The 12,768-nt window shown below is 52.6% G+C and carries 12 protein-coding genes and 1 tRNA gene; 4 read left to right on the forward strand and 9 right to left on the reverse strand.

Annotated elements, in window-relative coordinates; translation table 11 throughout:
* Nucleotides 1-4 precede the first annotated feature (4 nt).
* Nucleotides 5-181, forward strand: coding sequence for a hypothetical protein (locus ACTG3Z_RS09120; RefSeq protein ID WP_439142675.1), 177 nt, complete (start codon nucleotides 5-7; stop codon nucleotides 179-181).
* A gap of 358 nt (nucleotides 182-539) precedes the next feature.
* Nucleotides 540-1,262, forward strand: coding sequence for a LysR family transcriptional regulator (locus ACTG3Z_RS09125; RefSeq protein ID WP_439142676.1), 723 nt, complete (start codon nucleotides 540-542; stop codon nucleotides 1,260-1,262).
* A gap of 569 nt (nucleotides 1,263-1,831) precedes the next feature.
* Here the strand turns inward: ACTG3Z_RS09125 and ACTG3Z_RS09130 are convergent.
* The 3 genes from ACTG3Z_RS09130 to ACTG3Z_RS09140 form a co-directional block, all read right to left on the reverse strand.
* Nucleotides 1,832-3,301: a carboxypeptidase M32 gene (locus tag ACTG3Z_RS09130; protein ID WP_439142677.1), complete on the reverse strand. Its 1,470-nt coding sequence runs from the start codon at nucleotides 3,299-3,301 to the stop codon at nucleotides 1,832-1,834.
* A complete protein-coding gene (gene ctaA, locus ACTG3Z_RS09135; RefSeq protein WP_439142679.1) occupies nucleotides 3,301-4,440 on the reverse strand; it encodes a heme A synthase in 1,140 nt (379 codons plus the stop codon). The genes ACTG3Z_RS09130 and ctaA overlap by 1 nt, the downstream gene beginning before the upstream one ends.
* 82 nt (nucleotides 4,441-4,522) lie before the next feature.
* Entirely contained in the window at nucleotides 4,523-5,266 is a 744-nt protein-coding gene (locus tag ACTG3Z_RS09140) for an RNA methyltransferase (protein ID WP_439142680.1), read from the reverse strand.
* Nucleotides 5,267-5,503: 237 nt separating this feature from the next.
* Between ACTG3Z_RS09140 and ACTG3Z_RS09145 the strand changes: the two genes are divergently transcribed.
* A complete protein-coding gene (locus ACTG3Z_RS09145) occupies nucleotides 5,504-6,139 on the forward strand; it encodes a thiamine phosphate synthase (RefSeq protein ID WP_439142682.1) in 636 nt (211 codons plus the stop codon).
* Here the strand turns inward: ACTG3Z_RS09145 and ACTG3Z_RS09150 are convergent.
* The gene (locus ACTG3Z_RS09150; protein ID WP_439142683.1) at nucleotides 6,136-6,954 is read right to left on the reverse strand and encodes a DUF2059 domain-containing protein; all 819 of its coding nucleotides are present in this window, start codon (nucleotides 6,952-6,954) and stop codon (nucleotides 6,136-6,138) included. The genes ACTG3Z_RS09145 and ACTG3Z_RS09150 overlap by 4 nt on opposite strands.
* A gap of 167 nt (nucleotides 6,955-7,121) precedes the next feature.
* On the opposite strand from ACTG3Z_RS09150, the gene ACTG3Z_RS09155 reads away from it, so the two are divergent.
* Nucleotides 7,122-7,212, forward strand: a tRNA-Ser gene (locus ACTG3Z_RS09155).
* A 777-nt stretch (nucleotides 7,213-7,989) separates the two neighbouring features.
* Here ACTG3Z_RS09155 and ACTG3Z_RS09160 read toward each other — a convergent pair.
* The 5 genes from ACTG3Z_RS09160 to ACTG3Z_RS09180 are packed head-to-tail and all read right to left on the reverse strand — an operon-like array spanning nucleotide 7,990 to nucleotide 12,674.
* Entirely contained in the window at nucleotides 7,990-10,341 is a 2,352-nt protein-coding gene (locus ACTG3Z_RS09160) for a bifunctional DNA primase/polymerase (RefSeq protein ID WP_439142684.1), read from the reverse strand.
* A complete protein-coding gene (locus ACTG3Z_RS09165) occupies nucleotides 10,338-10,691 on the reverse strand; it encodes a hypothetical protein (protein WP_439142686.1) in 354 nt (117 codons plus the stop codon). Before ACTG3Z_RS09165 ends, ACTG3Z_RS09160 begins: the two co-directional genes overlap by 4 nt.
* Before the next feature lies 1 nt (nucleotide 10,692).
* The gene (locus ACTG3Z_RS09170) at nucleotides 10,693-10,878 is read right to left on the reverse strand and encodes a helix-turn-helix transcriptional regulator (RefSeq protein ID WP_439142687.1); all 186 of its coding nucleotides are present in this window, start codon (nucleotides 10,876-10,878) and stop codon (nucleotides 10,693-10,695) included.
* Between the two features lie 57 nt (nucleotides 10,879-10,935).
* A complete protein-coding gene (locus ACTG3Z_RS09175) occupies nucleotides 10,936-11,382 on the reverse strand; it encodes a hypothetical protein (protein ID WP_439142688.1) in 447 nt (148 codons plus the stop codon).
* Entirely contained in the window at nucleotides 11,379-12,674 is a 1,296-nt protein-coding gene (locus ACTG3Z_RS09180) for a tyrosine-type recombinase/integrase (protein WP_439142689.1), read from the reverse strand. Before ACTG3Z_RS09180 ends, ACTG3Z_RS09175 begins: the two co-directional genes overlap by 4 nt.
* Nucleotides 12,675-12,768: the final 94 nt, after the last annotated feature.

Consider the following 12,768-nt stretch of genomic DNA (forward strand, 5'->3'; position numbering starts at 1 on the left):
TAAGATGAAGCATGTACCGAAAGACACAACCGATGACGCGCTTATTCAAGAGTTTCTGAAAAAAGGTGGTGAAGTTAAAAAAGGTGCCACCAAGCCGATGAAGCCCGAGCTTGGCATTTCCAAAAATGTTTGGAACCAGACCCTGACGAAAGATGAAAAAGCCGCGCGCGATAAGAAGTAAACCGTACAAGAGCGCGTCGAGCCACAATTGTACTTAATCTCCCACTACGAGGTTTTAGAAGCAAATGGCGTCGTATTTTGGTAAGCTCTGCTCACGTCGGCTAAAATCTGCCTAAGGCATATTAAAAACACAAAAATGCCACCATTGGTTGTATCTTTGAGTTGACTTTGTATCCTTTGATAATCAATATAATCTTTAAATACAGAGAACTATCGAACACTGACATGGCTGCGCTTTAGGACCCCTGTTAAGAAGACCGAGTATCGAAAAAGACTGCTTCGGTGCGTTTGATAATTAAAAATTACGTTTATTTTGAACACATCAAGCCTCACGAAGAGACAGGGTACACGGCTTTATAATGCAAAATTGGAATGACTTGATTTATTGCTTAGCGTTGGCCGAATACGGAACCATGGGCAAAGCCGCAAAAGCGTTACGTACCAACGCAACGACTGTATCACGTCATATTCAAAGCGTCTCTGAAAGGTATAACCAACCCATCTTTGCAAAAGAAGGTCAGGAGTGGCGACCAACTGCTTTTGGCGAAAAATTGGTTGAGATCGCGCAGGGTATTAAAGAAGACATTGATAGCGTTGAATCCAATGTTGCAACGAATGCGCAAGGCACGCTGCGTGTTTTTTGTGAAATACGCCTCATGCAAGGTTTTTTAGCCCCTCATTGGTCTGCGCTTTTAAACCAAAATCCTGATATCAACCTACATCTTACCCTCACTCCAGCGTCGCTCGCATACGGCGAGGTTGATATGGCCTTTACCTGCACGGAGCCGACTGAAGGGCGCTTGGTAAGAAAAAGGATTACAAGAACAGAGTATGCCGTTTTCGCGCGAACAGACTTTTTGTCAAACCTGCAAGGCTGGGTAGAGCTTGTCGATGATGCGGGCGGCAAAATGGATCAAAGTTTTCTGCAAAACCATTTTGATCAACCCGCAAGGCTGGCTTTGCAGGGACTGAATACTGCTTTGAACACAATACAAGAACTCCCGTACATGGTGATGTTGCCACGCTCGCTCGCAGGCGACCACCCAGAGCTCAGCGAAGTGCCAAATTCACCTGTATCTTAAGATGATGTATGGCTGTCCATTCATGAGTCTCGACGCAATGATCAACTTATTAGAAGCATTTTCAATTGGTTAGACGGTATTCCTAAGGCATAACAATTTTGCAGTATCACCTATGCAATCTTCTCTATTACGCATTTAGACAAAAAAATTTATCTTAAGATTATGATAAAGGAGGCAAAAGTATGAATTCGAACGCTGAATATCTAACCTTCGCATTGCGTTTTGTCGCGGTCCTTCATTTAGTGGCGTTAAGTGTTGTCATGTTGTTTTGTACCACTGTTGATTATGGATTCGGCACGATGCAAATTATGATCGCATTCTTTCTCGCGACATGTTCGGTTTGGCTAGTATACCTATCAGTCTGTGTGAGCTCTTCCGAGCAGCAGAGCCCACCAAGCCAAAGTCGCTTTCAATCCACTAACAGTGAACTTTGACCTTTAGAACAGCCAACCTTTTTCATCAAATTCAGCGATGGCGTCGCTCAACAAAGCAAAACACGCATAGTTGAGCGACATCGTAAATCTGGAAATATTGAAGTGCGAGCGCTCTTCGGCGCTCGCTTTTTTTCTTCAAAGCAGAAGCTCGGAAAACTTGGTTTGGAGATATGTCAAAAGCGGCCCTTCTGAGGGCTCGTTGCCAGAGCAAGCATGTGCGATTGTCGCGCGTGGTTCGCGTAGCCCCCCATGGCGTTGCAAGGCTTCGTTAAGCCATTCTGTCGCGGGTGTTGGGTCACCTTTTGCGAGTGCGTCGTCCAGATCAGGCAAATCCGCGCGCATCGCTTCATTCAAGCAACCCGCGTAGACATTGCCTAGACTGTAGGTCGCAAAGTAGCCAAACAAGCCGACCGACCAATGAACATCCTGAAGGACACCGTTTGAGGGTTTATCAACGGCAAAACCAAAGTCAGACGCAAAGCGATCGTTCCAGGCCCCCTCAAGATCATCAACAGCGAGATCGCCCGAGATCAAAGCACGCTCAAGATCAAAGCGCAGAAGAACATGAAGATTGTACTGGACCTCATCCGCTTCTGTGCGAATGAACCCTTTGCGCAGCTTGTTCACCGTGCGGTAGAATGTATCTTCGTCAGCAACCCCAAAATCACCAAAGCTGTCGCGCATTTGGCCGTATAGCCAACCACAGAACGGCTTTGAACGCCCCAGCTGGTTTTCATAAATGCGGCTTTGGCTTTCGTGCACGCCCATGGATACGCCATTCCCGAGCGGGGTGAGCAAATAGTCGTTGTTGATGCCCTGCTCGTAGCAAGCGTGGCCAACTTCGTGAATTGTTGAGTACAGGCAATTGAACGGGTCACGCGGACTGGTGCGTGTTGTAATGCGCACATCCAGACCCGAGCCTGATGAAAACGGATGCACCGCTTTGTCGACGCGGCCATGGCTCATGTCATAGCCGAATACTTTGGCAAGCTTGCGGGTCAGCTTCATCTGCTTGCCTTCATCAAACTCAAAGTTCAGGTCGGCTGGCTGCTCACAGTCCATCACCACGTCTCTAAGCTGGGTTAAGCGTGGACGCAAAGCTGCGAACATCGCGCTCAGGCTTTCAGCGCTTGCTCCTGGTTCATAGTCTTGAAGCATCGCGTCATAAACGTCACCGCCTGCGGCAAGCGCTTCACCCTCCTCGCGTTTCAGTTCGACGACCTCTTTCAAGGTCGGTAAAAACGCTGACACATCCTCGTCTGCGCGCGCTTGCGCCCAGATGCCTTGGCTTGCGGACGTTAGTTTTGCCAAACGCTGTGCCAAATCGGCAGGAACTTTTGATGCGCGTTCATAAGAGCGTGTGATCAAGCGCAGTTGCGCTTTACCGGGCTCATCGGGCGCGTGCGCTTCGGACAACCACTCGCCGATGCGCGGGTCCGTGCGGCGTGCATGTAGCACCCCTTCTAGGGCGGCCATTTCTTCTGAACGTTGCGGAGCTGCACCGCGTGGCATCATCGTTTCTTGATCCCACCCTAAACGACCCATCACCTGACCCAGTGCTTCAGTCTCTTTTTGAAAGGCCATTAGATCATCAAATGCACTCATTATGCTGCTCCTCGCAGTGTGTCTGGGGTTGGATAGCCCGCATAGAAACGCGCGCGCAGGATCAGAACCCAAAGCGCAACTGCACCAAGCTGGTGAATGATCGCGATTTCTAGCGGAGCTCCGTAGATCACGGTAAAGATGCCAAGGATCATCTGCAACGTCATCATTGCAAGAACCACTGTAAAGGCGCCGCGTGTTCCCGAGTTAGGCGAGCGTTTTGCTTGACGCCACAGGATGATGCCCAAGACAAACAATACATAGCCCGCAATCCGGTGCATAAACTGAACCAATCCCGCATTTTCAAAGAAATTGCGCCAAACAGGGTCTAAATCAAATGGAAAAGGCGGCATGAAACCACCTGCCATCAAGGGCCAATCTGTGTAAGTGCGCCCTGCATCTATACCTGCCACCAACGCGCCAAGCAGGATCTGGAAAAATGCGAGACCTGTCAGCCATGTTGCAGCAGTAAACAGACGCTGTTCGCGGTGGCGACGGCATTGCATCAGCTGGCGCTCTTCGCATTTCAGCTCAAACACAAACCACGCGATGAAACCAAGGATCACGAACGCAAGCCCGAGATGTGTGGCGAGTCGATAGGATGCAACATCCAGCATTGTGCCCGTCAAACCGGAAGAGACCATCCACCAGCCAACAGCCCCCTGAATGCCCCCTAATACACCGATGCCAAGCAAACGGCCCGTCCAGCCCGTGGGGATATTACGCGTCAAAAGGAAGCCAAAGAATCCAAGCGCCCAGACAAGGCCAATCACGCGACCAAGTTGACGGTGGCCCCATTCCCACCAATAGATGAATTGGAACTCGGCAAGTGACATGCCTTTGTTTTGCAACTGATATTCAGGGATTTCACGATACTTATCGAACTCGACTTGCCACTCAGCCGCACTCATGGGGGGCATAGCGCCTGTTACCGGCTTCCACTCAGTGATTGACAAACCGCTATCTGTGAGACGGGTCAAACCGCCCACTAAGATCATGACGGCAACGAAAGCAAAAAGAATGATCAGCCAAATGCGAATGCCACGTCGCGCACCGCGTTTGCCAGCATCAATTACGCCCGTGACTGGCGCCGCTTTTTCAACTGTACCGACATCTTCGAAAATACTGCGTTTCGTGCTCATGATCTGCCTCTTTGACCGTCAGATTATTTGACCAAATGTTAGGCCGCGCGCCCTGCCCCTTCAAGGGTCGCTCAGGAATTGTTTAGCCTTTTTCCTTCCAACGTACCATTTGCCGCAGCACGCCATGCAACATCTGCACGTCTGCCTTCGTCAAAGGCATACGCGACCACATGTTGCGCAAATTCACCTTCATGCTGTCGACCTTTTCAGGCGGATAGAAAAAGCCAGCCTCGTCAAGGCGAGCTTCATAGTGTTTGGCCAATGCCTCGCTTTCGCCTTGTGATGCCCAGACCGTTTTTGCCATCTCAACGCGTTCATTCTCATACTTACCCACTTGGCGTTGCCACTCATACCCAATGAGCAAAACGCATTGCGCGAGATTGAGCGAGCCAAATTCAGGATTCACAGGCACATTTATCACCGCATTCGCACGCGCGATGTCGTCATTTTCCATGCCTGCGCGCTCTGGCCCGAACAAAACGGCGACTTTTTCGCCCGCAGCAATTTTTTCTGCCGCAAGCGTCATCGCCCCTTCTGGCGAAAACGCAGGCTTGGTCAAACCACGCTGTCGCGCAGTCGTGGCAAAGACATAGGTGCAATCTTCCATCGCATCAGCCGTCGTTTCAAACAGTTGCGCCTCATCCAGCAAACGGCCCGCACCACTGGCCATGGCATCTGCCTTTGGGTTGGGCCAGCCATCACGTGGCGCAACTAGGCGCATACGATCGAGTGAAAAGTTCCACATCGCGCGTGCCGCAGCCCCGATATTTTCCCCCATTTGTGGACGGACAAGAACAAAGCTAGGTTGCTGGGTATCAGTTGGCATGAACGGCTCCATTGCAGCGATTTGACTGCTGATAAGCGAGCGCTGACTGGGTTTCAAGCGCTTGAACAGTGGTTCACTTATCGCCAATTTAGGCTGCGTACGAGGGGCCAACCCCTCGCGCTCCCCGAAATATTTGTAGAGAGAGGAAATCGATACCCCCAACGCCCTTATGTGACGTAGCCAAACCCTGTGAAGCACGCTATAGAGCGCCAAACAGCGATAAAAGAAGCCAGAGACATGTCAGACAAACAGCAAGAAATCGAACAGCCACAGCTTTATTTGATTACCCCGCCTGAGTTTGATCTAGATGTATTCCCTGCCCTTTTGGGTGACGTTTTGGACAGTGTCGAGATTGCGTGTGTGCGTTTGACCTTGGCAACGCAGGACGAAGACAAAATCTGTCGCGCCGCCGATGCACTGAGCGGGATAACCCAAGCACGCGATGTTGCTTTGGTCCTGGATGAACATATTTTGCTGGTCGAAAAGCTCGGGCTTGATGGTGTGCACTTGAGTGATGGTGCGCGACGGGTCGCAAAAACCCGCAAGATGCTTGGAGATGACGCTATTGTCGGGGCCTTTTGTGGCACCTCACGTCATGATGGTATGAACGCTGGTGAAGCTGGGGCTGATTATGTGAGCTTCGGACCAATTGGTGCAAACACACTTGGCGACGGCGAGCGCGCCGAGCATGACCTATTTCAATGGTGGACAGATGTTATCGAAGTACCAATCGTCGCTGAGGGCGCGCTAGATCGCGCTGCAATTGATGTATTTTCGCAAGTGACTGACTTCTTCGCACTTGGGGAAGAAATCTGGAGCAACGCCTCTCCTGTCGAGGCCGCAAAAGCGATTAAAGCACAGCTTACGATTTAAATATCTTCGACCTTCATCGCACGCGCAGCTGCAAGGCCCAAGGCGTAGCTGATATCTGAATACATGCTGTCAAATCCTTCAAAAAGTGCCGCATTCATTGCAGCCCCTTCTGCTGTTTTGCTGAGTTCTGTGTAGGTTTCGAGCTCACCCGGAGCCAAAGGCGAATAGGCCATGATCAAGAAACCATACAGCCAATCGCGCGTATCTGCGCGGGTTTCTTGTTCTTGTTCCCACACATCTGCAAGAATTTGCTCTTCGCTCAGCTCAAACGCACCACCATCGACAAGACCGCGGTAGAACTGAATGTTGGAATTCATCGCTCCAACAACGTTTGCCTCAAGCAGATCGCCAGCTTTAACGAAGTCATCAACCAGTACAAAAGCATCATCGCCCGCACGCTCATAGGCGCGCGCTTGCTCTTTGGCGTGTTCTTCAATGGCGGTGTCCATCATCGCATCGCGTGCGGAAAGCTCGAGGCTGACGATAGTTTTCCCCATCTGGGTTTCAAAGAATGCTTGCAATGGCGCGATGTCGACGTCCTGAAGGGCGTTTGCAAAACCGCGCCGTACAGATGTTTGCATTGCCTCTGTGCTGTAAATGCGCGCCACTACAGCGCCCCAGTTTTCAGTATAGCCGCCGGGCAACATTTCCTCGGCGAGTTCCACCGCATAGGTTTGCCCTTCTTCGCGCATTATCTCGATCATGCGCTCCATTCCCAAGCTCGTCAAAAGCCGATCCGTCGCGTCGCTTGCGAAAGACGTTATGGGAAGTAAAACAATGCAAAGACTAGCAACAGCGGAGCGGATCAAGGTCATACGCGTACTCGATTAATGGTTTCTGCGCCTATCCTACGGATGCTTCTCGCCATTGCCAATGCACGCTTTGCACAAGCTTGCGTGAAACGCTGCGATTAAGATCTTCGCGAAGAAAGCTGTTGCGCCGAAAGTCTTGAAATATTATCGCACGCTCACACCACACCGACGGAGCGATGCCGGAGTGGTCGAACGGGACGGTTTCGAAAACCGTTGAACCTCTAAAGGGTTCCCAGGGTTCGAATCCCTGTCGCTCCGCCAATTACTCTACTTAAGTAATTGATTTTAAAGGAAATGTGGAAATCACTTCCCCCTTTATTTCCCCCTCGTGATTGCGGCTGTCTCCGGATCAATGCGGATCAATGCGGATCGCGCCGGTCGATGCAGATGCGGCGAACGATCTGTCTTCTTTGACTCTAGCCTCCGCAAAACGACTGTCCATTAATGTGAAAAACTCAATACCGTGTAAAACAGTAGACACCCAGCAAGAGTGTACCCAAAAGAGACAGGGGTCAGGTGCGCTTACACAATGCGAGAGTGTTATATTATAACATAAATGTTGCGATAGATGCGGCCTTATGATACGCACGCTCGCCTGCGCGGCGACGTGTGCGCCAGACGCTGGTTTTCGCGGTTGGTGTTACGCGCTTGGAATATGACAATTGCCTTTTAAGTCATGTGCCGCTGGGTTGGCGTTGGTTATCCTGCGAGGGATGGCTGGCAGACCAAGATGTTGCAGGGGGCATTTGGCCAAAGGGGAGTGATTACCTCTTGATTACCTCAAGATGGCAAAAAAAGTCCTTTAAATTCAATATGATTACCTGATTACCTTGATTACCTGTATTTTCCAGTTGCCGCAGTGGCGGTACTACTCTTCTCTTATTTCTACTTCTTTTATCCCAAAAATAGAAATCAGAGGTAATCAGGTAATCATACTGTTTTTAAACGATTTTTCAGGTAATATGAAGGTAATATGGAGGTAATCATTGGCAACGAACTGAGCCACCGCGGCGGGTGGCCCAGCAGGCGCGGTGGGGCTTATTCCTTCAGGAGAAGGCACTTGACCGACTTCCGGTCTGATGTGAGCCGAACTTTAACTTCGCCATCCCTACTGGCGAGGGCAAGAACGTTCTTCGCCTTTTTCACGAACGTCATGCGCTCCGACTGGTCGTAATTGTCGGCCAGCCAATCTTCGAACAGTTTGCGCGGGCGGAGCAAACCAACTCCACCATTGGTTAGTTTTACGATATCAGGACAGAAATCGTGGTTGTGATCGAGCATCGCTGTGCGGAAGGCGTCCGCAATCTCGTGCAGGCTTTCAGATACCCGCCCCAGCTGCTTGCCGATCCCTCGGTTGGCATGAAAGTCTGTCACCGCTGCATCTGCAACAGTGACGGCCTCGCTGCTACCTAACTTGCGGTACTCCTCTACGTGCTGATTGAGGGTTAGACCTATCCAATTCCGCAGGCTTGCCGCGTAGGACGACTTGTTTGCAGAAAAAAGTTGGCGATCGTCAATCCGACCAGAATTCTGGATGAGGCTCATTCGGTTTGCAAACTGATCCTCGACCCCGTGGGAGGTCACTAGACTGGCCACGTTTTCCGCGCTCATGAACAGCTTTGTGTAGATCGCCGCCCGTTGTCGCAGCTGGTTTTTGGGCGACAACTCAATTTCATTCTGAAGCTGCTTCAGCTCGGATTTAACCGACTTGAACTCGTCCACAAGCAAGACAATCGCCCGCTTGAAGTTGTCGGCGCTCAAGCCCACGGGCTGGCCCTCCATCACCTTCTCGATTTCCTTTGTTGATGTTTCAACCACCACACCGAGGTCTTTGAGAAGCCCCGTAAACAGACCTTTCCCGAAGTCGGAGTCGGCTTGCCACCAAAGGTAGGCCTTCTTGCGATCCCCTGCAAAACGCGAATCAATGATGAATTTCAGCACCGCATCCACGTCAGGCCAGTGGGTGCGAAAGTCGTCTACGAAGAGCATGTCGATTGGTCCGGTTGTCCACGTTATGTGAGGCAGGACAATCTGGGCGTCATGTTCGCGCAACACGAACACCTCATGGGTGGCAAACATATCTACGCCCCATGCGATCATGTCTCGCTGCCGATACAGGAGGATGTGATCCATGACCGGTGTACGAATGGCAGCCATTAGGCTTTTCTCTGCCGCTTGCCGATCCTTTGGTATTACCTGAGATAACCACGCTGCTATCTCATCAGCACCGACTGGAGAGCCGAAAGTAGCCAGCATGAACTTCCAGCCCTCGCCCTGAGTGAATTTGACCAAATGACCCTCGCGGTTGAGAAAGTGAAGCTTCGATTGAGACGCGGACCAGAACGACCGACCTATCATCTTCCCGACGCGCTCGGCATCAACGGCAATGGCGTCAACCTTGATTCCGACTTCTGCCAAAACGTCTTTCAGGCCGTCTTTGATACGCTTAGCAATCCGATCCGCGTCCTTGGCCGTCTTGGCGTCCAGATGGGCTTCTGTTGCGCGTTTTTCGGGGTGCCTCGGCTCACTCTTCCCTGCGGTCAGACCACTCTTGATCGTGGGCAGGATCTCACAAGCCTCCAAACCCATCTGCAATGCCGCCTGTTTTAACGCGGCCACCGCTTTGTTCTCGTCCAAGTGACCACCACCGACGATCTGGCCCATGCGAAAGGCGGATGTATTCAGCGCGTTGTTTCGGTTGCCTTCGGGTGTTCTAACCAGTTCAGCAACCTCTTTGGACAGAGCGCTTCTACCCCACCCACCTGCGACAGGTGCTGGTATCGTTGGCATGGCCTGTTGTGAAAGCTTGCGTGGTTCACCGTATTCAGTTGTGACCCAGTCGACGAAATCATCCAGTCCTTCTTGTTTAATCTCAGGCAGTAAATCATCAACTTCACCCAGAAACGTGTCCCACGGGCTCACGCCTTTCCATGTATAGAGTTGGCCAGTGTCTGGGTGAACGCCGAAGGCCACGATTTGCTGGCCGTTGCCGAGCACTTCGAGCTGCTCTTGCTTGCCATTGGGCGCTTTGCCAGTTGGTTTGAGGATAATGTTGCTCTTCTTGATATCGAGGCCACGGTAAAACAAAGCAGTCTTAGGAGCTTCTCCAACGCGCTCTAACGTGTCCCCAAAGCGCTTAATGGCTTCGGCTGCAATAGCGGCGCTGACATCCTCACAATAAGCGTCCACATCTAAAGCAACGATGCCATGCCCCGTGACAATTCCGATGCCGCTGTCCGGCCGAAAATCCCCAAGGGTGAACTCGCGCTCTTGCCAAACCAGGTGGACAGGTCTTTTTTGTTTGGGCCGCAGCGGCACAATGCGCCACCCTCCTTCAATCATCGCTTTGGCTTTGTCGATTGTGGTCTCTATCGGTGATTGAGCTTTCATGCATCGCCCCCAATTCGATCAGGCAAGACCGAGAGAATGGCCATCACGGATGGGTCAGAGAGCGGTTCTAACCGTGCACAGGCGCGGATGAGGCTATCTCTGGTCGTCAGGTAGGTGTGCCCACGCCAAACGCCCCGGTGCAAAGGGTCAGCCGTGCGATGTTGGACGATCCACTGGGCACCGTCTTTACAGACGATGACGCGCCAGCGTGGCGCGAACTGTACGATCACCGAGCGATAGTTATCGTCCTTCTCTCGGTGTGAGGGGATGCCCGCCGCAGTCGCAAAGCAGTTATCCTGCTCCGGCTGCGCTTTCCCGCGCACCCGAATTTTTATCTGCTCGGCACTCATATCAAGTGACCTTGGTTTCGCGACTGGCCAGCCAGTTCTCGATATCCGAGCGTCGCCAGCCGACGGCACGGACCCCTAGCTTTACCGGTGCAGGGAAGTCCCCGCGCTTGATGGCTTCATACAGAGAGGTGTTCCCAATGCCGATGAGGGCGAGAACACGCGGCTTGCGTAGAATTTCGTCGGTCATATCCGTATCCTTTGACGTTCAAATATCGCCTCTGGACATTGTCGGATTTCTTTTCAGTTATTCAGGTTCAGAATTTCGTCTTTTCTGAACCACTGGTGGTGGCTCGCGGCCGACCGCCGCCTTGCTTGTGGCTTTTGCTCTTCTAATATACGTCCTTAAAGTGTCTAGATTATTGCCGCACTCATTGGGAAAGCGGTCCAAGAAAATCCCAAGTGCATGGTATTCGGTACATCCAAGTTCTAACTGAATCTCCCGGACCATTCCGAGGATTCCCAGCTCCTTGGCCTGCTGTGCAATTGTACGCTTATTTCCTCGTTGCTTTTTCTTGCCTTCGAGTCGATCCGCAACGAATTCCCGGGCCTCCCGCGTTTTTAGAGTTCCAACCGAGCGTATCAGATCTGCTAAAGTGTTAGGGTTCCCGTCCTGTGCATCGGTGAGCGCGCAATATTCAACTTCGTTGGCAGCCCACCAATCGATAAAAGTTGGGTATTCATCCCGGTTCATCCGACTACTCCCATTTTTACCACGTTACCGACCGCAGCTTCACCGCGCAGGAAGCCTGCCCAATCCGCCATCATCGCGCGCCGACGGTCCAGCATGTCAGAGCGCTGATAGGCCCGCTCCACTTCCGAGCCGATGAAGTGCGCCAAGGCCATTTCTGCCATTTCGCGGGGATAGCCACGTTCCGCTGCCCATTGCCGGAAGGACGAGCGTAAACCATGCGGCACGGCTGGGCGCTTGTTCTTGGAGTCTAGCCAGCCTGACCGACCTGCCTTAACTTCAGCTTCCTGCATCCGCCGCATAACGGCTGAAATACTCATGTCGGACAATGCTCCACCACGCGGGGCGAAGAAAACGAATGGGCTATCCTCGAGGCGGGGCAGGGCCTCTAGCAGTGCCACTGCCTCTTTTGTCAATGGGACGCGATGCTCACGCCCGTTCTTCATACGTGTCGCGGGGATTGTCCAAGCTCCACGTGGCGTCTTGTCGGTTTTGTCTTGCTCCCCAAAGTCGACCTCGTCCCATGTCATCCCCCTGACTTCACCAGAGCGGGCAGCAGTAAGGGTAAGGAACTGCAAGGCGCGGGCAGCCATGCCTTCGCGCGTGGCGAGAACAGACCACCAGCCCGCGACATCAGTCAACGCCAAGGCGGGCTGGTTGTCAGACTTTGCTACTTTCGTGGCCTTGGGGAGGAGTTCTGACAGGTTGCCCTTCCACCGCGCGGGGTTGGGGCCTTCGCGATGTCCGGCAACCGTTGCCCAAGACAACACGTTTTCAATCCGCCCGCGCAGCCGCGAAGCGGTTTCCGTCTTGTCTGACCAGATCGGTTGTACGGCACGCAGCACATCGGAGACGCCGACTGAGCGCACGGGCATATCTCCCAGCACGGGGCGGGCGTAGGTGTCGAGCGTCGCGCGCCACTGCTTGCGATGTTTGTCGTTCCTAAACTCGTCCAGCTTTATGGTGAGGTAGCGGTCAACCGCGTCCGCGAAGGAAAGCGTTTCGCGCGCCTTCCGACGTTCGGCTAGGGGGTCGCCACCGCTATAGGCTAGCTGCTTGTTGGCGAGTGCTGCCTTGCGCGCATCTGCCAGCCCGACGATGGGGAAGCCACCGAGGCCAATCTCTCGTCGCTTGCCATGAATGGTCAAGCGCTGAATCCAAAAGCGCCCGCCGTTAGGATCCACGCGCAAGAATAGGCCGGTTCCTGCGCCGTCGTGATACTTGCCGGGCTTGGCGGTCTTCACCTTGGCGACTGTCAGCCCGCCGCCCTTGGCTTCGACCGTATCTTTCCCCATTTAAGCTTCCCCCTTTTCTTCCCCCAATGCATTGCGGCTTGCACCGTACTGCAGCGAATGAAGGCGAACAAGAGAAAGCTTTAAAGTGATTGTT

The organism is Planktotalea sp. (assembly GCF_965659345.1).
Classification (GTDB): domain Bacteria; phylum Pseudomonadota; class Alphaproteobacteria; order Rhodobacterales; family Rhodobacteraceae; genus Planktotalea.